Genomic DNA, 22,002 nt, shown 5'->3' on the forward strand with positions numbered 1-22,002 from the left:
TATTTCAAATCGCAACCGGTCACCGGGGCTTTGGTAGATGTCTGTCATGCGGCTCAAACTCGGGTCTTAAGAATTCATCAAATCGCCGTTCGAATCGAACTTCATGTCGTTCGGAACGGTGGGCGATGGTTTGACCACTTCCTGGCCACGACCATAAGACTGGTTCAGGCTGAACACATAGGCAATGACCTGCGCAACAGCGTGGTACAGCGCCTCTGGAATCGGATGATCCAGCTTGGTTGTGAAGTATAAGGCGCGAGCCAGCAAAGGCGCCTCAAATATATAAACCTTGTGCTCCTTGGCTTCCTCACGAATACGGGCTGCCAAACCATCTTCACCCTTGGCCACCAACAAAGGCGCACCATCACCCATGGGGTCATACGACAGCGCAACCGCAAAGTGGGTGGGGTTGGTGATGACGACGTCTGCGTCTTTGACTTTGCTCATCATCTTGTTGTTCAAGATCTCTTGCTGACGGCGGCGAATTTGGCCTTTGACCTCTGGGCTACCTTCCGAGTTTTTCATCTCGTCTTTCACCTCTTGCTTGGTCATCTTGAGCTTTTCATTGAGCTGATGGCGCTGCAGCGGCACATCCACCAAAGCCACCAACACCAACCCGAGGCTGAGCCAAATACATGAATCCACAATGATGGTGCCAGCAACTTTCATCGCCACATTCAAGTCCATCTGCGAGATGTGGGTCAGGTCGTCCAAGTTGTTCATGACAGCCACCAACAAAATGGCACCGACCACCAAAAACTTGAGTACCGCTTTGCCCAAGTTGATCAAGGCGTCTTTGCCAAACGAGCGCGCCAAACCCGTCAGGGGATTGAGCTTGCTGAACTTGGGCAACACCATCTTGGGCGAAAAAATCAAACCACCCGCCAAGGTGGTGGACAAAATGGCAATCACGTAAAGAATGGCCATCAAAGGCAAGACGATCAAAAAGCCATCCACCATCGAGCTGCCAAAAATGGCAGGCAGCAGCTCGGCTTTGTCGGTGATGCGGCGGTCAAACTGCAGTTGATGCTTGAACAGCTGGCCCATGCTGCTGAAGATGTGCTGGCCCATCATGCTGAAAAACACCGTACCAATCACCATCATGGCGGCTGGTGCCAGCTCTTGCGAGCGCGCAATTTGCCCGTCGTCGCGGGCTTTTTGCAGCCGCTGCGCCGTGGGTTCTTCGGTTTTGTCTTGGCCGCTTTCTTCTGCCATATCAGCTTCCCAGATACGAGCGCAGCATCATGAAAGCCTGCGTCCATACCCAATCAATGCGGGCCACGTTGTTGCCCATCGAAAAAATCATGACCACAAAACCCATCAAAATCAACGCAGGAAAGCCCACGGTGAAAATGTTCAAAGTGGGTGCTGCACGGGCCACAAATCCAAGGCCCACGTTGATAAAAAGCAAGGTCATCATCACCGGCAACGCAATCAACAAAGCGCCCAAAAACATCATGGCACTCCAGTTGATCATCTTGCCCAGCATGTCTTGGCTGAAAAACGCTTGGCCAATGGGAATGAGCTTGAACGACTCCATCACCAAACCAAACACGATCAAGTGGCCACCCATGCCCAAGAAAATCAAGGTGCCCATGATGTTGAAAAACTGTGACAACACGGGCACGCTGCCCATGTTGGGGTCGACCATGTTGGCCATCGACAAGCCCATCGAGCCAGAAATTGCCTGACCCGCCACCACGAGGGCAGCAGAGGCCACTTGAAACACCAAGCCCATGGTCAGGCCAATCAAAATTTGACGCGAAATCTCCATCAACCCATCAGCGGTGACGGGGTCGATCTTGGGAATATCAATTTGTTGCGACACAAAAAACGCCATGGCAAACGCCAGCGACATGCGAATGCGCATGTTGACCGCACGGATAGAAAAAATAGACGTGAACGCCAAAAACGCTGACAAACGCAACATTGGCCAAATGACGACCAAAAATTTGTCGAGGATGTCAATGAGCGAGGTGTTCATGTCTAGGCGTGTCTTACATGAACAGGCTAGGAATGCGGGTAAAGATGCCCTTGGTGTAGTCCACCATGGTGTTGATCATCCAACCACCGGCCAGCGACATGGTCAAACCCATCACCAAAATCTTCGGGATAAAGCTCAAGGTCTGCTCGTTGATGGAGGTGGCGGCTTGAAAAATACCCACCACCAAACCCACGATCAAACCCACGGCCAACAAAGGGCCCGAGATGATCATGGTCATCCACAACGCTTGTCGCGCCAAATCTACAACTGCTGAACTGTCCATGTACCTGCCCCTTAGAAAACAAAGCTGTTGGCCAACGAAGCCATCAACAGCGTCCAACCGTCAATCAGCACGAACAGCATGAGCTTGATCGGCATCGAAATAATCATGGGCGACAACATCATCATGCCCATGGACATCAACACGCTGGCCACGATCAAGTCGATCACCACAAACGGGATGTAAATCAAAAAACCAATCGTGAAAGCACTCTTGATTTCAGAGGTAATGAACGCAGGCATCAGCGTGGTGAAGGGCACTTGGGTGGCATCTGCCAACTCACGGCGGTTGGAGATTTGCATGAACATGGCAATGTCGTCTTCACGGGTTTGCTTGGTCATGAAATCGCGCACAGGCACTTCGGCTTTGATCAAGGCTTTGTCAAAGTCAAGATTGCCATTCATATAAGGGCCGATCGCGTCTTTGTACACCGACTCAAAGACCGGCGACATGATGAAAAAGGTCAAGAACAAAGCCAAGCCCACCAGCACCGTGTTGGGCGGGGTTTGGGCCGTGCCAATGGCTTGGCGCAAGATAGACAGCACGATGATGATGCGCACAAATGAGGTCATCATCAACAGCATGGACGGCAGCAGGGTGAGCGTGGTCATCAAGCCCAGCAATTGCAGGCTCATGCTGTATTGCTGGCCGCCTTTGCCAGCGCCACTCACGTTGACCAACGGAATGCCTTGGGCATGCGACACCATGGGCAACGCCACCAAGGCCATCAACAGCAAGGCCAAGATGACATACAAAATCTTTTTGGTGATGGGCTTACGCAACATGGCTGGCCTCCTGCGTCCACGCGTGCAGTGTTTTCACCTCGGCAGGGCTGACGCTGGCCAACACCATTTGGTTGTCCACCTGAATCAACACCATTTTGTGCTTGAGGCTCAGGGGCAAGGCCTCAATCACTTGAATGCGTTTGTCCTCTAAACCGTTTGCCGCAAAACCCCGATTGCGCTTGACCCACCACAGGGCTCCGCACAGCAGCAGCAACACACTGAAGGTGCTGGCGAAGAACTGAACCCAATCGAAACTTTGCATGATGTTTTCCCTGTGCGCGATGACGGTTTTTTGACACTGGACGTGCGAATCTCTTAGTACATTGCAAGGCACGTGCCAGCTTTGTGGGCGTTATAGTTAATTCATGCATTCACCGAAAAACCCATGGGCTTGATCCGCGACCTGATCCATGCAGGGGGCACAGGCGGCCTGAGCTGGCATGTGCAGGCCTACACGTCACGCAAGCGCTGGCAGCCCACGGTGCAATTGATTGAGCAGTTTTTGACGCAAGTGCAGCCCATGTCTGAACACTTGGTGTTGATCGGCGCCAGCGCCGGCTGGATGATGCCGCCTCCCTGGCTGGCCCGCTTCCAACGCATCGATGCCTATGACATTGATCCCATCTCGGCTTGGCTGTTTGACATCCAACACGGCAAGCGCTTGAAAGCGCAAGGCATGACAGTGCATCACCACCGCCAAGACGCGCTGGCTACCCTGCCCGACCTGTTGAATCAACATCCCAAGGCCTGTGTGTGGTTTGACAACGTGTTGGGCCAACACCGCTTTCGCGTGCGCGATGAAGCGCAGGCAGAGCAGGACTTGGCGAGCATCAAAACCACGCTACAAGGTCGCAGCTGGGGCAGCTTGCACGATGTCTGGTCGGGCCCGACCGATGGGCGTTTGTTGCCTGCGGGTTTGCAGGTGTGGCGCCATGACGTGACAGCCAAGCAAGCGCTGACGCCTGATTTTTCGCAAAAGCTCTTGGCCAGCGTGGGCGCCAAAGAGGCCTGGCATGACCACCTGAGCAGCCATGTGTTTGCACCCAACACACCCACCACCTGGATGCCGTGGGCCTTCAAACCCAACTACTGGCATTGGCTGCAAGCCGGTTGGGTCAACCCCTGATGCGTCAAGGTTTGAGGTTGTAGAGCGTGATGCCTGCCGCATCCATCTCTTTTTGCTCGCGCTTGCGGTGGTAGTCGCGCACCGCTTTGAGGTCTTGTTCGACCAGGGTTTGCATTTGAATGCGTTTTTGCTCTGCAGCCCTGAGCGCCAAGCGCTTGACCTCGACCGCATGCTGCGCATCCATCAAGTCCACGTTCACACGCGAGATCAAGGATTGCAGTTGCTGCATGAAGCCACGAAAGTTCAGCGTCTCTGACATGCTGTGCGGCCGGCTCTCGGCCTCTTTGCTGCGCGCCACATAGTCGGTGTAGAGCAGTTGCATGCGCTCGCGGCTTTGCTCAAGATGGGTCACGCGGTCACGCGCTTTTTTCAGCTCGAGAAAGGCCTCGTCGCATTTTTCTTTGGCTTTTTGGGCCAACACAGGCCAAGCGGCGCGTGGCTTCATGACAGCATGTGGCTCAATTGGTTACGCGTCATCGCGTAGTCTTGGCCCTTGTCCATGTCTTGGCGCAAAAAGTCCACCATCTGCTCACGCAGGCGAATGGCATCGTCTAGCTCTGGGTTTGAGCCCGCCTCATACGCACCCACTTGCACAAGATCAGCATTTTGTTGGTAGACCGACCACAAGCGGCGCAGCTTGTTGGATTGTTTCAACTCATCCGCACTCACCAAGGATTGCATGACACGCGAAATCGACCCATTCAAATCGATCGCGGGGTAATGCGCTTGGTCAGCCAAGCGGCGTGACAACATCACTTGCCCGTCCAGCGAGGCACGCGCAATGTCCACAATCGGGTCGTTGCCGTCGTCGCCTTCGGCGAGCACGGTGTAAATGGAGGTAATCGAGCCATGGCCATGGCGGCCCACACCACCGCGCTCAATCAAGTTGGGCAACAGGGCAAACACCGAGGGTGGATAGCCTTTGGCCGTGGGTGGCTCGCCAATGGCCAAACCAATTTCGCGCTGCGCGTGAGCCACGCGGGTCAAGCTGTCGCACAACATCAACACGTTTTTACCTTGATCGCGAAAGTATTCTGCAATCACATGCGTCATGTGTGTGGCTTTGAGGCGCAGCACGGGCGACACATTGGCGGGCGCTGCAATCACAACCGATTTGGCCAAACCTTCAGGACCCAAAGATTCAGAGATGAAGGCCTGCACTTCGCGACCACGTTCACCAATCAAACCAATCACCACAATGTCGGCTTTGGTAAAGCGCGTGAGCATGCCCAAGAGCACACTTTTACCCACGCCTGAACCCGCAACCAAACCAATGCGTTGGCCACGGCCAATCGTCAATGCGCCGTTGATGGCCTTCACGCCCACATCCAAAATATCCACAATCGGGCCGCGCTCCATGGGGTTGAGCGGGCAGCCCAAGAGGCTGAGCTGATCAGGCAAATGGGGCATGGGCTTGCCGTCAATCGGCATGCCTCTGCCATCAATCACACGGCCCAGCAGCTCACTGCCCAAGCGCACTTGACCCGAGTTGCTCATCACCCGCACCGTATCACCAGGCCCTACACCGACCGGGTCGGTGAAGGGCATGAGGTACAAGGTTTTGTCGTTGAAACCCACCACCTCGGCTTCGACGCGGTGGCCTTCTTTGCCCATCACTTCGCAGCAGGCGCCCAAGGGGGCCATGATGCCGCGCGTCTCCAAGGTCAGTCCTACCAAGCGCACCAAGGTGCCACTGCGCAGTGGCTCGGGCGCGCGCAGTTTAGGCAAACTGGTCTGCACTTCTTTGGCAAAGTCCAGCATGCTTTACTTACCCACCTGAATCATGCCGCGAATCACCGATGCGACCCGCGCTTGGTCTGATTGCACCACCATGCGCACCACGCCCACCTTGTCTTCGTAGCTGTTGGCGTTGTTGAGCAACTCAGGCGGAATGCTGGGCTTCTTGGCCTTTTGTTGTTCTTTGCGAATGCGGTCTTTGATCTCGGCCAAAGACTCGCCTTCACGAATTTCAATCTCGCCTTCAGCCAATGCCTCTTGCGTGTCTGCATCCTCGGCAGGCACCTCAGCCGGTGCTGCGTCAGCGGCCAACTCTGCAGTCGCGTCTTCGACAGGCGTTTGCACCACTTCTTCAGCGGGCTCTTCCACCACCACCTCAGCTTGGACGAGCGCCTCAGGCTCGGGCACCACCTCTGGCTCAGGCTCGGGCTCGGGCTCAATCACTGGTTTGGGTTTGGGCTTCTCAGGCTTGTCTAACAAAAGCATTTGGTATTTGATTTTTTCCGCACGCTGGGATTCAAACAACTCGGCCTTGCGAATCATCTCGCGTTCTACAGCGTCCACAGCTGCGCGCTGCATGTCACTGTTGGAGGCCGCTTGCCCCACCATGTTGAGCACAAACGGTCGAACGATGGTCACGATCACGACCACAAAAATCAAACCCATCAGCAGGGTGTTGATCACGTCAGGAATGAACATCGCCGTCCTCCGCTTCTTCTTGTTGAACATCCGACACCACTTGTGCCAAAGGCGACTTTTCGCGCCAAGCATCCACATCCACCAGCAAGGCTTTGGCCAAGCCCTCTAGTCGGTGCTCCACCAAATCTTCCACCACCGTGTCGTTCGCCATCACGCGCACGCTGCCCATTTTCAAATCAGGCACCGCTTCTAAGCGCATGCCTTTGATGAAATCGCCGCCGTGCGCTTGCAGGCGGGTTTTGTCTTCAGCGTTGAGCTCTAGCACCACCGCACCATGCACGGGATGGTCCAACTCATCCAAGCAACGCTGCACCAAGCGCTCAATCGCTTTGCTGGAGGTTTGCAATTCACCCACCACCAGTTGCTCTGCCATGTGCAAAGCCAAGCGCTTCAAGGGTTCAAAAAATTTCTTGGGGTCTGCGATCAAGGCGTTGAGCTCGGTGGCGGCGTTTTCAAACACCACACGCTGTGCAGCCATCTCGTCGGCCAACTCGGCTCTGGCCTTGGCCTGGCCTGCGGCCATGCCTTGTGCATTGCCCTTGTCTAAACCTTGCTCTAAACCCTGCTCTAAACCTTGCTGTAAGCCTTGTTCAATGCCTTGCTCCATGCCTTGCGCCAAACCCTCGGCCTTGCCTTGCGCCATGCCTTGCTGCCAACCCTCGGCTTTGCCCTGCGCCATGCCTTGGGCCAATGCGTGCTCTGTGGCCTGGGCCACCGCCTCTGCCAAGGCAGTGGCTGCTTCTTCGCGCGCTTGGGCCATGCCTTTGGCAAATTGCTCGGCTTCGCGCTGCGCAAGCGCTTCAAGCGAAACGCCCGCCACAGCAGCGGGTGCGGGGGCCTCGCTCATCGCCAGCGCTTCGTGCGCAGCGGCGACGGCTGCTGGAGCATCTTGTGCATCAGGTGCATCAAGTGCGCCCGATGTATCGGGCTTGCTTTGCACCGCATCCGCTACATCGGGATGAATCACGATGGGGTCGGCCATTTTTTCATCTGAAGTGATGCGGCTCACCACCAAGCTCTCAGCCATTTCTGCTTGTGCCAACGCACGTTGCAACACCGAGGGTTCAAGCTTCACGCCCAACTTGGACTTGCGTGACGCGCCGAACGCGTCTGTGACAAAAGGCAGGTGCCCATTGGATTCTTTGCCAGCCACGGAGGCAGGCATGTCGTCATCCAAACCCTCATTGCGGTTCTCACTCTCTAGCAGCGCCAGCGAGGCTTGGGCTTGCGGGTTCAGCGTTTGTTGGCTCGACTGGTAGTGCGCCGCTGAAAATCCGCTGGGCTTGGCTGGAAAGCCCAGTTCAGCAAACGCCACTGGCGCATCGCTGGTCCATTGGGTCGTGGCATAGCCACGGCTGCTCAGCTTTTCAGCGATGCCGGCATTGGGCTGCCAAGGAACAGCAGCCCGAGCGGGATGGGGTTGGTTAAACAAAGTCTGCACCACCCAAGATCAATTCGCCCGAATCAGACAACTTGCGCGCCTGACGCATGATTTGCTTTTGCGCATTCTCCACATCGGTCATGCGCTGCGGGCCTTTGGCTTCCATGTCGTCACGGAACATGCCGCGCGCACGCTCGGACATGTTGTCAAAGAAGCGGGCTTGGCAAGGTTCGCTGGCGTTTTTCAAAGCCATCATCAACATGTCTGGCTCCACCGCACGCATGAGCACCTGAATGCCTTTGTTGTCCACAGAGACCAAGTTTTCAAAGGTGAACATATTGTCTTGAATCTTGAGCATCAAGTCGGGGTCAATGTCGTTCAAACCATTCATGATGCTGGCTTCCAGCGCAGTCTTGGTCAAGTTCATGATCTTGGCTGCGGCCTCAATGCCACCAAAGCTAGACGACTGAGCCGACGCGTTCTTTGAGAACTGTTGCTTCATGATGGCTTCTAGCTCAGCCATGGCCGAAGGTTGCACGGTGTCCAAACTGGCCACACGCTGTATCACTTCTGGGCGCGAGTCAGGGGGCAAATAATTCAACACATCCGCCGCCACTTCGCTCTCAAGCAGGGACAAGATGATGGCCACCACTTGGGGATGTTCACCACGAATCATGTCGGCAATGCCGCGGGCATCCATCCAAGACAAGATGTCCAAACCCTTGGTGCCTTGGCCAGGCATGATGCGGCCCAGCACAGAAGCGGCCTTGTCATCACCCAGCGCCAAGCGCATGACTTTTTCTACGTAGTCTGCGCCACCAATGTTGACGTTGTTTTGATTTTTCAGGTGGTCGACGAATTCGTCCAATACATAGTTCACCGCATCTTGCGAAAAGTTGGCCACTTGCACCATGGCAGCGCCCAGCGACTGAACCTCTTTGGGGCTCAAAAATTTGATGATCTCAGCCGCCTGCTCTTCGCCAAGCAAAAGCATCAAAACGGCAGCACGTTGGGTGCTGGTAATGTTGGCAAGCTCTTTGCGGAGCTTGTCGGTCATCACAATGGAGTCGTCAGCCATGATTCAAATCCTCAGAAAATTTATTACTTATCGATCAGGCTCTTGAGCACGCCCGCCACACGGGTGGAGTCTTCGGCCATGATCATGCGAATCAACGCCACTTTATCGTCATACGAATTGGCCGTGTTGAGCAAGTCCGCTGAAATCGACTGTTTCTTCGGCTTCATACTCGCCATGCGGGCCTTGACCGATTCGAGCGACTCGCCCTCTTCAATTTCAATGTCGTCTGAAGACTCTTCAGGCGGCGCTACTGCGGCTGCCTTCGCAGCTTCAAGCTCGGCCGCCATTTGCGCTTCACGTTCAGCGCGCAGCGCCTCTTCACGCAAGCGGGCTTCTTCGGCAGCCAGTGCTTCGGCTGCTGCCTTGGCTTCGGCAGCCAAGCGGGCTTGCTCTGCGGCGTAGGTGGCTTCTTGCGACAAGCGGGCCGACTCTTCAGCCGCACGCATGGCTTCTTCAGAGATCCGCAGCATCTCGCCTTCATGGGTTCTTTTGGCATAGGCCGCGGCCGCTTGTGCCGCCGCATTTTCTGCCGTGGCCACATCAATCGCCATCTGGGCTTGGTTGGTGGCCGCATCGGCAGCCGCAGCGGCCAAGGCTTTGGGGTCAATCTCGGGGGCCAACAAGCGGCGCACCATCGGACGAACCACAGTCAAGAGGATCAGCAAAAAGATGGTGCCCACCACGCCCGCATTGACCATGACTTGGTAGTTTTCATCGCGCCACCAAGGAATCACGGTGGGGTCGTACTGGGGCTCAAATTTGGTACCCACCACGGTCACCACGTCACCGCGGTCGTTGTTAAAGCCCACAGCGCCTTTGACCAATTGGTTCAAGCGTTCGATTTCTTCAGCGGTGTAGGGCACAGAGGTAGGCGTCGAACCATCGGGATTCTTTTCTGCTTTGGCACCAGGTGGCAAAGGACGCTCGTTGATCAACACGCCCACACCAATCTTGGTGATCACGCCCATCGCACCTTTGGTGTGACGCACGGCGCGGTCGAGTTCGTAGTTTTTGGTGCTGCGCGCGGTGACTTGCACGCCTTTTTCGCTCACGCCCTTCAAGGGGTCGGCGTTGGTTTGCGTGGTGGCTTGCGGGTTGGTCGGGGCCGGCGGCGTGTTGGACAGCGAGCCAGGAATACCAATGGCATCACGCAAGGTGTTGCGGTCTTCCACAAACAGTTCTGAGCGGGTCTTGGGGCCTTTGTCTTGTGAGTCAAAGTCTTCGGTGGTCACTTCGGTTTGTGTGAAGTCCAAGCTCATGCTCACCTGCGCGGTCACGTTGGTCTCGCCCACGATGGGGGCCAGCAACTGGATCAAGCGGGTGCGGTAGAGGTCTTCCATCTGTTGCTTGTGGGTGAGCTGTTGTGCAGTCAAGCCCAATGGGGCTTCGGTCAACATGTCGTTCATCAAGCTGCCAAAGTTGTCCACCACCGACACGTTTTCAGGCGCAAGGTAAGGCACGCTAGAGGCCACCAACTGAATGATGGCTTGCACGTTGGCCGATGAAATGGTGCGGCCTGGCAAACGGGTGATGATCACCGACGCTTTGGTGGGTGCGCGGTCACGCACAAACACGCTTTGCTTGGGCGCGGCCAAATGCACGCGGGCCGCTTTGATGCCGCCAATTTGGATGATGCTGCGTGCGAGCTCAAGCTCCATCGCGTTGTTGTAGCGCACCTGCTCCATGAACTGGCTGGTGGTCATGGCGGGCATGTCTTTGAGGTTGTCCATGCCCGAGGCTTCGGTACGTGGCAAACCTTTAGAGGCCAACAACATGCGGGCCTCTTGGTAACGATTCGTGGGCACCGAGATTTGGCCCGTGTTGGCATCCACCTCGGGTTTGTATTCAGCGGTTTTCAAGGCTTCAATCGCCAATTGCTTGTCGGCATCGTTGAGCATCAACACCAAGGGGCGATAGGGCGTGGGCTTCATCGAGGTAAAGAACACCGCCACGGAAATGAGCAGCATGAAAATCACCACAAAAGGCAAAGCCTTGCGCACGCTGGGTTGACGCAGCACGTCCATCACCACCGCGCCAGGACCTTCTTTGGTGTTGATCCATGCGGGCATGCGTGAGGCGTTGCCTGTTGCACCGCTGGCATTGGCTGCACCGGTGGTCTCTAGGCCAGACGCATTGGGCATGCCCACTGCGTTCATGTTTAAGGTATCAGTTGCCATATCAGTCTCTCAATCCAGTATCAAACCGGCATGTTCATGATTTCTTCGTACGCTTTCATCACTTTGTTGCGTACTTGCAAGGTGGCTTCAAAAGCCAGCGACGATTTCTGCATGCTCAGCACCACTTCGGTGAGGGGCACTTCTTCGCCGCGTTCGTAGGCTTCTTGCATGCCGCGTGATTTCAACTGCGTCTCGTTGACACTGTCGAGTGCGTTTTGCACCGACTTGAAAAAGTCGGGTTGCCCTTGAACCTTGGCGCTAGCCGCTTCGCCAGCAGGAGAGTTCACCCCTGCGGCCTGTGTTTGGTGCGAACGCAGCGTTTCAATCATGGATTGAACGTTGGCTTGTGAGATGCGATCAATCATGCTAAGACTCCTTCATGCATGCCACGGGTGCGCATTTGCGCCAGCTTGTAGCGCAAGGTGCGTGGGCTGATGCCCAATTTGGCAGCCGCTTCCAGGCGGCTGTCGGTGCTTTGAAGTGCGGCCATGATCACTTGCAGTTCGCTGGCTTTCACCGCGCTGTCCAAATCAATCGGGACTGCTGTTTCTGGGCGTGTTTCGATGGGCGCAGCGGCATACACAGGTGCTGGGCTGTAATACGTGGGGGCTGCGGGTGCAGGCATGGCAGGTGCCACGGGCGCTGCAGCCATGGGCATTTCTTCAAACACTTGCGGCATGGCCGCTGTCATGGTGGACATGACGGGCAAGGCTTGTTCGTCCATTTGGGCATCGTCAAACATCAAATGCGCGGGGCTGATGGTGCGGCCTCCGCTCAACACCACGGCGCGCTGCACCACGTTTTCGAGTTCGCGCACATTGCCAGGCCATGGATAGCTTTGCAACATCACCTGGGCTTCAGCCGTGACGGTGAAGGGCACACCCCCTTTGACGTGACGGGCCAGTGACTGGGCCACCAAAGGCACGATGTCACCTGGACGGTCTTTGAGGGGCTGAATGCGCAAACGGAAGGTGCTGATGCGGAAATACAAGTCTTCGCGGAATTCGCGTTGCTCGATGGCGAGCTTCAAGTCTTTGTTGGTGGCGGCGATCACGCGGATGTCCAAGTCAATCGTGCCCTCACCGCCCAAGCGGTTGAGTTTTTTCTCTTGCAAGACGCGCAACAACTTGGCTTGCAAGTTCATGGGCATCTCGCCAATTTCGTCCAAGAAGATGGTGCCGCCGTGGGCTTGTTCAAACAAACCTTTGTGCTCTTTCAATGCGCCGGTGAAAGCGCCCTTCTCGTGACCAAACAACATGTCTTCGATCAAGTGCTCTGGCATGGCCGCGCAGTTGAGGGCCACAAAGGGTGCCTTGGCGCGGGGGGACGATTCGTGCAGCACACGGGCCAACACCTCTTTGCCAGCGCCTGTGGGGCCCACCAGCAAAGCGGTCACATCGGTTTGTGCCACGCGCTGGGCCAGTGCCAACAAATGCTGGCTGATGGGGTCCACAAACACGTAGCTCTTGGTTTTGAGTTCGGGAGCGTTCAGGCCTTTCACAGCGGCTTGCCATGCAGGAGCAGACCACTCGTCGGCTGACAGCACATGCAAGGCACCCAAGCGCATCGCGTCCACAGCCACTTCCATGCGGCGACGGTCCACGCGGCACAGCACGGGCACGGTGTGGCCGAGTTGGGCAATGAGGGTTTGAACTTCTTGGAGCAGCTCGGCACTATCGCCCAAGCGGATGACCAGCACATGTGCACGGCGCAAAGCCAGCGTGAGGTCGCCCAAGGTAGACACAGTTTCCAAACTGATACCTGCGGCATCCAGCTGGGCGCGATCTGCGGCGTTGATGGGACTGAAAGGGTCCAACCAAACGGCATGAATTACGTTGACAGAAGAAGCATTCACTTTGAGTACAGTCCGAAATAAAGGTAAGACTGTTATGCAAAGGCCGTGCCAGGTATTTTTGAAACCTATGTAATTAAATTAATGTGGTAAATCGGCCTGCGAGGGTCAGTTTCTCGACGTTGCGACGAGTTACCGACAGGCTTTTGCGAGGCTTTTTGCGCCTGGTTAGACGCGGCTGGGCGAGGTGGCTTGGGCGAAAAACCGCCGCAAAAACGCCCGTCTGTGCGCAGCACCTCGAGCGAGGGCACGACTTTGGAACGAAAACCCATGAACTTGCAGCCATAAGGCATGCGCACATCCCACGTGATCGCTAAGTAGCGACACTCCCAGCAATTGGGGCCCTTTGGCAAGGGTGCAGGTGCAGGCACAGCGCCTTGATCAGCTTTCATACGTTTAATTATGACTCGTCATTAACCACCCAAGAGCTTCAACACCGACTGCTGGCTGGTGTTGGCTTGCGCCAGCACCGCAGTGGCTGCTTGCTGCATGATTTGCGTCTTGGCCAGCTCGGTAGAAGCCTTGGCATAGTCCGCATCTTCAATCTGGCTGCGCGACGCAGACATGTTCATCGACACATTGGTCAAGTTGTTGATCACGTGGTCGAGTCGGTTCATCACCGCACCCATGGTGGCGCGTGTGGCGTTGACCTTGTCCATGGCGCTGTCGAGCATGTTCAGCACAGCTGTGGCACCGTCACGGGTGTTGATTCGTACCTTGCGCGCATCTTCGGCCAAGTCAGCATCTGCTGTGATCTGGCCAGTGATTGGGCCACCTTTGCCAAAGTCAGCCAAATCGATGGTGATGACTTGGTTGGCACTAGAGCCCACTTGGAAAGCCATGCGGCCCACGCGTGGCGGATCCATGTCTTGGCTGGCACGGCCACCAAAGCTGCCTTCGTTAAAGCCCAAGGCTGAAAAATTACTTTGGGGTCCAAAGCCATCCGCACCACTGCGAATTTGGATGGGACGACCCGTAATGTTCATCATATTGGGTGGCAAACCATCTGCGCCTGGCAAAGCCGGCAACACAGGGGCGTCGGATGTCAATCTCACCGTGCTGTAGACCGTTTTGATGTCCATGGCGCTCACAGGAGCTGTAGCGCTTCCCAACACGTTGGTCAAGTAAGGCACGCTCATATCAACAGCAGACACATCGGTCTTGCCTTGTGAGTTGGGCGTGATGGTTCCTAAATTCAAAGTTTGTGTACCCGCCGTGCTCACGGTAGGACCGCGCAGATCAAAGGCAGTACCGGGAACTTCCGAAGTGATCAGCACCGATGCGGTGTCGGATGGATCAACTTCAGCTTTGATATTTTTCAAGCTTTCCGTTCCACTGATGGCCAAGGCCAGGGCTGCTGCAGTTTCAACGGCGGTAGCGCCATCTGGCAAATTAGGCGTTTCCACCAACACGCCATTGATGAACACCGAGGCTTTTGCACCTGGGGTGGCGCCATCGCCGCCGACTTTGATGCGAGATTGCTGAGCCACCGCACCGCCTTTGTCCAAACCGAAGTTGGCTGCTGACAATTCGTCTTTGCTGGAATCAAACCAGACCGACAAGTTACGACCATCGGTCGACAGCGTCACACCTTTGCCGTTGTCTTTGGCAGTCACACCGTGTTGGCCAATGCGTTCGTTGATGGCGTCCACCACCTTTTCGCGGCGCGCTGTGCCCGTTTCGTTTTGAACAAAATTCACTTCAATTTTTGTGCCGTTCACCCACAGCTCTTGTTTGCCACTGATAGGCGTGCCGGTGTCGGTGAAGATGCCTTCACTGAGCGCGGGATTGGCCTCTGCCGTGACACCCGTCAAGCTCGTGCTGGCATTGATGGCCGCAGCCAATGCCAAACCACTGGCAGATGGATTGCTGCTGGACACCAGGGTGTTTGAAAACTTGTCATCGTTCGCGGTGGTGGGGCGAATCTTGATGCCATTGATTTCAAGGTCATCCATGCCCAAATTCTTGGTTGATGCCACTTGATTGGCCGTCACTTCCGTGGCGGCCACGCTGATGGTGGCGCTTGAGCTGACTTCTGCAGTCAATGTGTATGACTCGCCTGGTGTGCGCGCAGTCAACAAAATCTCACCCAAGGTCTTACCTTTGGTCGCATACACGCCCAAGATGGACTGGGCATTGATTTTTCCAATCAAATCCTCGGCGACATCTTGCGGACGCTTACCTGGAGCTATTGGTGCTGCTGATGTAAAAGTGGTGCCGTTGATGACAATGCTGGCTGTGTCGCCTACAGCGGGATCTGAGGTTAACAACACACTCGTGACCTGTGCCACCGAGGCTGCAACAGGTTCGCGAGGACGGGTATTCAGGATGGACTCGTTCTTTGAGAAGTTACCGCTCACCAAACCTGCACGGGTGATATCGCCCGTTGCGCTGGCTGCCAGTACCACAGGGGCTTGAATTTTGGATTCCAAAGAAATCGTGGCGCTTTGAACGCCCTCACGCAGGCCTACGCGCTGGCCAAACACCATGGCATTGCTTGAGTCAGAGGTTTCAAAACGCACTTCAATGTTGCGGCCATCAGGCGCCACAAGGCTGATACCTTTGGTGTCTGAGCCAGAGTCAATTGCCGTCACGCCTGTGCGGTCGCTGATCAGGTTGATCGCGCGCACCACGTTGGAACGTGTGGCTTGCGAGTTGTTAAAAATCGTCGAAATGTCAGCCGATGCAAATCCGTTGATAAACACCACGCCTTTGGTCACGGGGCCACCCACCATCGATTGGCCGGTCATGATGTTCTCATTGACTTTGGCAAACACGCCTGTGCCTGGGGTCTTCACAGCATATTCAGTGCTGGTATTGACCACACTGGCTATGCCCGTGGCACCTGGAACCACTTCGAGTTTAGTGACGTTGCCCTCTTTGGCTGGAAAGTTGACACCAATCACCGCAGAACCTGATGCATACACCACGCTGCGGTTTGTGCTGTTGTCATACAACGGGCTGGCTTGCATGGCGGCCGCAATCTTGGCTGCTGCCAAAGCTGGCGTGTTGTCGTCATTGGTCAACACGACGCTCACACCGCCCACTGTGATGGTGCCAGGCATGGGAGTACCGCTGAGGGTGATGGACTGTGCCTCACCCTGGGAAATACCTTGATCCATCGCCATGCGGTTGATCGCTGCAGCCTTGGCAATGGCACTGCCTGCTGCGTTATTTCGTGGGGACATCAAATCGTCAGCCGCTTGGGAGGGGCCAATGATGACGCCATTGATGGTCAAATCACCTTCGCGTAAAGTAGGAATGCTGCCAGCCACGCCGACACTCATCGTGACACCGCGCGTTGCAAAGTCAAGGCTAGCGCCTGTCGCGTCTTGCATGGTGTAAGTCAAGTCACCTGAGATGACTGAGCTGTTCAAACCATCCGCCTTGGCAAACTTCACCACGGCGGGGTCTTGTGTGACCACAGTCCCCATCATGGTGATTTTTTTATTGTCTGTGGTTGTAAACGTTGCTGTCACAGCAGAAGCTGCTGCTGCATTTTTGGCCACGGTGAAGGCCAAAGAACCACTTTGCAAATATTTACCGTTGTTGGCAAACACTTCGGCAGATTGTGTGGCGGCTTCTTTTTCCACCACAACACCTGCGGGTGAAAGACTCAGGCCCGTTGCGGCTGTATTGACACCCACAGTGGCCAAACCCACATTGCCGTCGGCCACGTTGAAGTTCAGATACATCTTGCCGGGTACACCGGCATCTTCACTGATGGTCATGCCACGTGAGCTGAAGGTGGTGGAGTTGTTCAAGGTCGTCTTGATTTTCTCGACAGCCAAGGCCAAGTTGTTTTCTGAAGACGTGATGGCCACCGTCACACCGGCAATGGTGATGTTGCCGGGTGTTGGCGTGGCACCTGAGAGCGTGAAGGTTTGCACCTCACCCGCATCAGGTCCAGTCAAGGTACGAGAGGTTGTGGGCGTGATAAAAACATCGCCAAATTGGTTTTCTGAGGTGACTTTGTACACAGGCATCTCGCCAACTTGTTCACCTGCCTTGCCATTCAACACGGGGAAACCGTTCCACTCGGTGTTGTCGGCAATTTGCACAATTTGCTGCTTGAGCTGTTGGAACTCTAAATCCAAGTAGCTGCGGTCAGCATTGTTGTTGGTGTCGTTGACTGCTTGAACCGCCAACTCACGCATGCGTTGCATCATGTCCGTGATTTCGTTGGTTGCCCCTTCAGCCGTCTGCATCAGACTAATGGCGTCACCCGCATTGCGCACGGCTTGGTTCAAGCTGCGAATTTGATGCGTCATGCGCGTTGCGATCGACATACCTGCGGCATCATCTCGGGCTGAGTTGATTCGCTTACCTGTCGATAACTGTTGCATTGCTATGCTCTGTGCACGCCCGGACGAGCCGAGTGCCATTTGCGAAAACAATGCTTTAACGTTTGTGTTGATAACTGCCATTTTTTTCTCCTGACCTTAATTGGTCAATCAAACCTACCACTGGTTAAGCACTTACCGTGCCAACTATTTCTGACGCTACTTAATAGGGGTTTTCCCATTTTTTTGATTGTCAATTTGTTCATTTAAGTACTCAGTGGCAAGCTTTTGTCGCCTCAGTGGCAAGCGTTTGCCGCTTGCCGTCGAGGGTGCGACACATTGCCGCTTAGTGTTTCAAACCCGCTGTGGGCAACATGGAATCGCTGAAATCATCCAACGACAACTTCTCTGCCAGCAACTCAAGTTGCTGTGGGTACAAGGCCAAGCCTTGACTTGCAATCTCTAGAGCGCGTGCTGGATCCAAGTTGCAGCGCAGTGCACGCACCATCATCACGTAGGTGAATGGCGGTGTCTTGTCGCCCTGCACCACCATCAAGTCGTCCAACAACTCAACAGCCAGTGGCCAGTCTTGGTTCATCATGGCCAACAGGCTGGTGATTGCCAAAATATCTTCGCTGTGTGGATGCAAGCTCATGCCAGCATCACCCAAGGCGTTGGCCAAGTCCAATTGTTCTGTGGCCACCAATGATTGAATGGCTTCACGAATTTCAGAAGGGCTGAAACGTTGAATTTGTTGCATGTTCAGCAGGCTACCTGTGCCGGCTTGATGAATCAGTTCTTGAATAAGGGTCATGAAAGGCTCCAGTTGAAGTGTCGGAAAAACATGCCAACCGCTTACAAACGATCAGCGCATAAAGACCCTTAAGCAATAGTGATGCCAGATAAAGCGCCCTTTCACTTTTTGATTGCGCAAGGTGTTTAGGGTCATTAGAATTTGCAAATCGAAACTTTAGTCTTTGATTTACAAAAAATGATTCCCCGCTCCTCTGAAACAACGCTGCAACGCCTAGCCAAAGGTTTTCCCATCATTGCCCTGACGGGCCCTAGGCAATCAGGCAAGACAACGCTGGCAAAACACGTTTTTCCAAATAAAACCTACGTCTCACTTGAAAACCCAGACGAGCTGGAATTCGCCAAGGCTGACCCACGGCGATTTTTGGCCAGGCTAGATCGGGGGGCCATCTTGGACGAGGTCCAACGCTGCCCTTCCTTGCTGTCCTGGTTGCAACATATCGTGGACGAGCGCGCCGTGATGGGTGACTTTGTTCTCACAGGCTCCTCCCAATTTGAGCTGATTGCTGGCATCACCCAAACCTTGGCGGGTCGGGTCGGGCGCGTAGAGTTGCTACCACTCAACACGCTGGAGCTAAAAGCTGCAAACAAATTGCCAAGCGACCTGCATGCACTGCTTTTGCATGGGGGCTATCCCAGCTTGTACAGCCGAGAAGTCAGCCCCCAAGACTGGTTCAGCAACTACATGGTCACCTACATCGAACGCGATGTGCGTCATCTCATCGCTGTGCGAGATCTGTCGCAGTTTCAACGCTTCGTCAAAATGTGTGCCGCCAGATCCGGACAACTTTTAAACCTCGCGGCATTGGGTGCCGATTGCGGACTCTCCGCCACCACAGCCCGCGAGTGGCTGTCAGTCTTAGAAGCCAGCTACTTGGTCACACGCCTGCAACCCCACCATCAGAACTTTGGCAAAAGACTGATTAAAAGCCCAAAACTCTACTTCTTAGATACGGGTTTGATGGCATGGTTGCTGGGTATTCGCGATGCGGATAGCCTGGATACACACGCGTCTCGCGGCGCCTTGTTTGAGACCTTTGTCGTGAGTGAATTGATGAAGCAAGCATTTAACCAAGGCCAAGCAGGCGACCTGTACTTTTGGCGTGACAGCACAGGCCACGAAGTGGATTTATTGCAACAAACACCTCAAGGTCTACAAGCCATTGAAATTAAATCAGGCACCACCTTTGCCTCCGACTGGACCAAAGGCATCAACAAATGGCAAAGCCTTTCTGGAAGCACGCTTCAACCCAAAATTATTTTTGGCGGTGTAGGGGGTTATGAGCGCGAGGGCTGCCAAGCCGTTGGATGGCAAGAAATAGCCACAAATTTCACCAAGAAGTGACAAAAAACCGTCAATTTAAGCTGGCTTATAAATTGCTTGTTTTGGTAAAACTACCCTCATTCAGCAGGCCACCTCAACATGAATGCACGCAACCCCGTCTTTGTAGCCATGGAAAATCAAGAGCAAGCACCGCCGATTGGCTTGGACACCCTGTTCACCACGTGTGAGCAGCTGCAGCAAGCTGGCCAAGCCCAACAGGCTTTGGACATGTATCAGTCATGGCTGGCCCAGTCGCAAGATGCCAACCGTCACATGGCGTGGTTCAACTACGGGTCATTGCAGCAAAGCACCGGCAACCCTGCCGCTGCCATAGAAGCCTACAAAGAATGCTTGGTGTTGCAACCCAGCTTTCCGCAAGCCTTGATCAACCTTGGCCTGACCCTCGAAAAAATGGGCAAGCGCGACGAAGCGCTTCAACAATGGGCCACCTTGGTCAGCAAACGTCTGCTCAAAGACGGCCCCAGCCCCGACATGCTGGTGCTGGCGCTGAACCACATTGGCCGCGTGCAAGAAGACCTCAAACAATACGACATGGCTGAAGAAGCCTTAGAACAAAGCTTGGCCCTGAACCCCAAGCAACCAGGCGTCATCCAACACTGGGTGCATATTCGACAAAAAGCCTGTGCATGGCCTGTTTACAAGCCGCTGCCCAACATCACGCAAAACGAAATGCTCATGGCCACTTCGCCACTGGCCATGCTGGCACTCACAGATGATCCTGTGCAGCAACTGCTAACCGCTTTTGCTTTTGTGGAGCGCACCTATGGCTTCAAAGAAGAGTTTTTAAGCAAAGGCCGCGAATACCGGCACGACCGTTTGCGCATTGGCTATGTCTCGGGCGACCTGTGCGTGCACGCCGTAGGCCTGTTGTTGCCAGAGTTGTTAGAAGGTCATGACAAATCAAAATTTGAAATCTACGGCTACGACTTCAGCCCCGAAGACGGCACCGCGCACCGCGAACGCCTGAAAAAAGCCTTCGACCACCTGCGCCCCATTCGCGCACTGACCGATCGACAAGTGGCTGAGTTGGTCATGGCGGATGAAATCGATGTGCTGATTGACCTGCACGGCCTCAGCTCTGGCGCCCGCCCCGGCATATTTGCCTTGCACCCTGCCCCCAAACAAGGCACCTACCTTGGCTTTATAGGCACCACTGGCATGCCATGGTTTGACTTTGTCATTGCCGACCGCTATGCCCTGCCAGAAGAATTGACACCCTACTTCACAGAGAAGCCTCTGTATGTAGAAGGCAGCTTTATTCCCCTGACCCGTGATGACACGCCCGTGCGTGAAGCCACCCGCGCAGAGTTTGGATTGCCAGACGATGCGTTTGTCATGGCTGCGTTTGGCAATGTTTACAAAATAACGCCTGAGATGTTTGCCACTTGGATGGAGATATTGAAGGAAATTCCACGGGCTGTGCTTTGGTTGATTGATGACAATCCGACTACCACGGCTAATATTAAAAAGCATGCGTTTGCAGCAAAGGCTGACTTAAACCGCATCTTGTTCACGACTCGAAGCGCGCATTCGGAATACAAGGCTAAATTAAAGCTGGCTGATGTATTTTTGGATACTTTTCCTTACAACTGCGGATCAACTACAAATGACGTAATGAACTCGAAAACGCCATTAGTTACCCTATCTGGAAAGACATTAGTTTCAAGAATGGGGATGAGCATTTTAAAAGACGCTTACACCAGCGATTGCATTCCAACTTCTTATTTAGAATACACTGATTTAGTTTGTGAAATCAGTAAAAATCCACGTAAAACAAAATCTGAATATTTAAAACTAAAAAATTCTAAATTATTCTCTGAATCAATATTTAATTATTTAGATAATAAAAAAACAGACTTAGCAAGTAGAGATGAAGTTCGTCTTGAAATTCGTCAGATTTGCTACTCAGAGGACACACTAAAAAATATCCCTGATGGTTTTTTACCGCTTAATAATTTAGAAAATTTACGACCTGACTGGCGTGAATATTGGCCCATTAGAAACTATCTATTAAATAACCATCTAGATAATAATTGTTACTATGGATTCTTTTCGCCAAAATTTACACAAAAAACTGGTTTATCTTATGTAAACGTCTCTAATTTTTTAGCAGAAGACAAATACAACTCTGAAATATATATATTTAGTCCATTTTGGGATTTAACATGTTTATTCAAAAATGTGTTTGAACAAGGCGACTTTTTCCATAATGGACTTATGGATGCATCCCAAAAATTCGTCAATAAGACGAAACTTAATATTGATCTCACGATTGCTACTACACACAGCCAAAATACTATATTTTGCAATTATTTCGTTGCAAAGAAGAGTTTTTGGATTAAATGGCTAATATTAGCAGAACAGCTTTTCACTGAAGCAGAGCATTGCAACAGCGAACTGGCAATATTATTAAATAATAATACAAATTATGGAGCACAATTTATTCCAAGAAAAATTTTCAT

The 22,002-nt window shown here is 53.9% G+C and carries 19 protein-coding genes; 3 read left to right on the forward strand and 16 right to left on the reverse strand.

Annotated elements, in window-relative coordinates; all coding sequences use genetic code 11:
* Positions 1–66: 66 nt before the first annotated feature.
* Genes flhB through V7Q41_RS05640 form a run of 5 tightly spaced genes read right to left on the reverse strand, consistent with a single transcriptional unit; the run spans position 67 to position 3,311 of the window.
* Positions 67–1,215 (reverse strand): flagellar biosynthesis protein FlhB, encoded by a 1,149-nt coding sequence (gene flhB, locus V7Q41_RS05620; RefSeq protein ID WP_333844030.1) that lies wholly within the window; start codon positions 1,213–1,215, stop codon positions 67–69.
* A 1-nt stretch (position 1,216) separates the two neighbouring features.
* Positions 1,217–1,984, reverse strand: coding sequence for a flagellar biosynthetic protein FliR (gene fliR, locus V7Q41_RS05625; protein WP_333844033.1), 768 nt, complete (start codon positions 1,982–1,984; stop codon positions 1,217–1,219).
* A gap of 13 nt (positions 1,985–1,997) precedes the next feature.
* Entirely contained in the window at positions 1,998–2,267 is a 270-nt protein-coding gene (gene fliQ / locus V7Q41_RS05630; protein WP_333844035.1) for a flagellar biosynthesis protein FliQ, read from the reverse strand.
* 11 nt (positions 2,268–2,278) lie between these two features.
* The gene (fliP, locus tag V7Q41_RS05635; RefSeq protein ID WP_333844037.1) at positions 2,279–3,049 is read right to left on the reverse strand and encodes a flagellar type III secretion system pore protein FliP; all 771 of its coding nucleotides are present in this window, start codon (positions 3,047–3,049) and stop codon (positions 2,279–2,281) included.
* Positions 3,039–3,311: a flagellar biosynthetic protein FliO gene (locus V7Q41_RS05640; protein WP_333844039.1), complete on the reverse strand. Its 273-nt coding sequence runs from the start codon at positions 3,309–3,311 to the stop codon at positions 3,039–3,041. Before V7Q41_RS05640 ends, fliP begins: the two co-directional genes overlap by 11 nt.
* 123 nt (positions 3,312–3,434) lie before the next feature.
* On the opposite strand from V7Q41_RS05640, the gene V7Q41_RS05645 reads away from it, so the two are divergent.
* Complete coding sequence (locus V7Q41_RS05645) at positions 3,435–4,175, forward strand: hypothetical protein (RefSeq protein WP_333844042.1); 741 nt, start codon at positions 3,435–3,437, stop codon at positions 4,173–4,175.
* Between the two features lie 4 nt (positions 4,176–4,179).
* Here V7Q41_RS05645 and fliJ read toward each other — a convergent pair whose 3' ends face one another.
* From fliJ to V7Q41_RS05700, 11 genes are all read right to left on the reverse strand, one after another.
* Complete coding sequence (gene fliJ, locus V7Q41_RS05650) at positions 4,180–4,620, reverse strand: flagellar export protein FliJ (protein WP_333844044.1); 441 nt, start codon at positions 4,618–4,620, stop codon at positions 4,180–4,182.
* A complete protein-coding gene (locus tag V7Q41_RS05655; RefSeq protein ID WP_333844046.1) occupies positions 4,617–5,936 on the reverse strand; it encodes a FliI/YscN family ATPase in 1,320 nt (439 codons plus the stop codon). The genes fliJ and V7Q41_RS05655 overlap by 4 nt, the downstream gene beginning before the upstream one ends.
* Before the next feature lie 3 nt (positions 5,937–5,939).
* Positions 5,940–6,611 carry a hypothetical protein gene (locus tag V7Q41_RS05660; RefSeq protein ID WP_333844049.1) on the reverse strand — a complete coding sequence of 224 codons (672 nt, stop codon included), beginning with the start codon at positions 6,609–6,611 and terminating at the stop codon, positions 5,940–5,942.
* On the reverse strand, positions 6,598–8,052 hold the full coding sequence (locus V7Q41_RS05665; RefSeq protein ID WP_333844052.1) for a FliH/SctL family protein: 1,455 nt from the start codon (positions 8,050–8,052) through the stop codon (positions 6,598–6,600). Before V7Q41_RS05665 ends, V7Q41_RS05660 begins: the two co-directional genes overlap by 14 nt.
* Positions 8,036–9,070, reverse strand: coding sequence for a flagellar motor switch protein FliG (gene fliG, locus V7Q41_RS05670; protein WP_333844055.1), 1,035 nt, complete (start codon positions 9,068–9,070; stop codon positions 8,036–8,038). Before fliG ends, V7Q41_RS05665 begins: the two co-directional genes overlap by 17 nt.
* A 23-nt stretch (positions 9,071–9,093) precedes the next feature.
* Positions 9,094–11,247, reverse strand: coding sequence for a flagellar basal-body MS-ring/collar protein FliF (gene fliF, locus V7Q41_RS05675; RefSeq protein WP_333844057.1), 2,154 nt, complete (start codon positions 11,245–11,247; stop codon positions 9,094–9,096).
* Positions 11,248–11,267: 20 nt separating this feature from the next.
* A complete protein-coding gene (gene fliE / locus V7Q41_RS05680; protein WP_333844059.1) occupies positions 11,268–11,612 on the reverse strand; it encodes a flagellar hook-basal body complex protein FliE in 345 nt (114 codons plus the stop codon).
* Entirely contained in the window at positions 11,609–13,102 is a 1,494-nt protein-coding gene (locus V7Q41_RS05685) for a sigma-54 interaction domain-containing protein (RefSeq protein ID WP_333844061.1), read from the reverse strand. The genes fliE and V7Q41_RS05685 overlap by 4 nt, the downstream gene beginning before the upstream one ends.
* Positions 13,103–13,167: 65 nt before the next feature.
* The gene (locus V7Q41_RS05690; RefSeq protein WP_333844063.1) at positions 13,168–13,491 is read right to left on the reverse strand and encodes a hypothetical protein; all 324 of its coding nucleotides are present in this window, start codon (positions 13,489–13,491) and stop codon (positions 13,168–13,170) included.
* Between the two features lie 21 nt (positions 13,492–13,512).
* A complete protein-coding gene (locus tag V7Q41_RS05695) occupies positions 13,513–17,526 on the reverse strand; it encodes a flagellin N-terminal helical domain-containing protein (RefSeq protein ID WP_333844065.1) in 4,014 nt (1,337 codons plus the stop codon).
* A 202-nt stretch (positions 17,527–17,728) separates the two neighbouring features.
* Positions 17,729–18,196: a hypothetical protein gene (locus V7Q41_RS05700; protein WP_333844068.1), complete on the reverse strand. Its 468-nt coding sequence runs from the start codon at positions 18,194–18,196 to the stop codon at positions 17,729–17,731.
* Between the two features lie 177 nt (positions 18,197–18,373).
* Between V7Q41_RS05700 and V7Q41_RS05705 the strand changes: the two genes are divergently transcribed.
* On the forward strand, positions 18,374–19,540 hold the full coding sequence (locus V7Q41_RS05705; protein ID WP_333844070.1) for an ATP-binding protein: 1,167 nt from the start codon (positions 18,374–18,376) through the stop codon (positions 19,538–19,540).
* Positions 19,541–19,618: 78 nt separating this feature from the next.
* On the forward strand, positions 19,619–22,002 hold a 2,384-nt coding region (locus V7Q41_RS05710), incomplete at its 3' end, for an O-linked N-acetylglucosamine transferase, SPINDLY family protein (protein ID WP_333844072.1).

Origin of the sequence: Limnohabitans sp. (genome assembly GCF_036804465.1) — a bacterium.
Taxonomy (GTDB): Bacteria; Pseudomonadota; Gammaproteobacteria; order Burkholderiales; family Burkholderiaceae_C; genus Limnohabitans.

Bases quoted from the DNA above. Each gene is read 5' to 3' on its own strand.
- flhB (WP_333844030.1), bottom strand. From the start codon at position 1,215: ATGGCAGAAGAAAGCGGCCAAGACAAAACCGAAGAACCCACGGCGCAG.
- fliR (WP_333844033.1), bottom strand. From the start codon at position 1,984: ATGAACACCTCGCTCATTGACATCCTCGACAAATTTTTGGTCGTCATT.
- fliQ (WP_333844035.1), bottom strand. From the start codon at position 2,267: ATGGACAGTTCAGCAGTTGTAGATTTGGCGCGACAAGCGTTGTGGATG.
- fliP (WP_333844037.1), bottom strand. From the start codon at position 3,049: ATGTTGCGTAAGCCCATCACCAAAAAGATTTTGTATGTCATCTTGGCC.
- V7Q41_RS05640 (WP_333844039.1), bottom strand. From the start codon at position 3,311: ATGCAAAGTTTCGATTGGGTTCAGTTCTTCGCCAGCACCTTCAGTGTG.
- V7Q41_RS05645 (WP_333844042.1), top strand. From the start codon at position 3,435: ATGGGCTTGATCCGCGACCTGATCCATGCAGGGGGCACAGGCGGCCTG.
- fliJ (WP_333844044.1), bottom strand. From the start codon at position 4,620: ATGAAGCCACGCGCCGCTTGGCCTGTGTTGGCCCAAAAAGCCAAAGAA.
- V7Q41_RS05655 (WP_333844046.1), bottom strand. From the start codon at position 5,936: ATGCTGGACTTTGCCAAAGAAGTGCAGACCAGTTTGCCTAAACTGCGC.
- V7Q41_RS05660 (WP_333844049.1), bottom strand. From the start codon at position 6,611: ATGTTCATTCCTGACGTGATCAACACCCTGCTGATGGGTTTGATTTTT.
- fliG (WP_333844055.1), bottom strand. From the start codon at position 9,070: ATGGCTGACGACTCCATTGTGATGACCGACAAGCTCCGCAAAGAGCTT.
- fliF (WP_333844057.1), bottom strand. From the start codon at position 11,247: ATGGCAACTGATACCTTAAACATGAACGCAGTGGGCATGCCCAATGCG.
- fliE (WP_333844059.1), bottom strand. From the start codon at position 11,612: ATGATTGATCGCATCTCACAAGCCAACGTTCAATCCATGATTGAAACG.
- V7Q41_RS05690 (WP_333844063.1), bottom strand. From the start codon at position 13,491: ATGAAAGCTGATCAAGGCGCTGTGCCTGCACCTGCACCCTTGCCAAAG.
- V7Q41_RS05695 (WP_333844065.1), bottom strand. From the start codon at position 17,526: ATGGCAGTTATCAACACAAACGTTAAAGCATTGTTTTCGCAAATGGCA.
- V7Q41_RS05700 (WP_333844068.1), bottom strand. From the start codon at position 18,196: ATGACCCTTATTCAAGAACTGATTCATCAAGCCGGCACAGGTAGCCTG.
- V7Q41_RS05705 (WP_333844070.1), top strand. From the start codon at position 18,374: ATGATTCCCCGCTCCTCTGAAACAACGCTGCAACGCCTAGCCAAAGGT.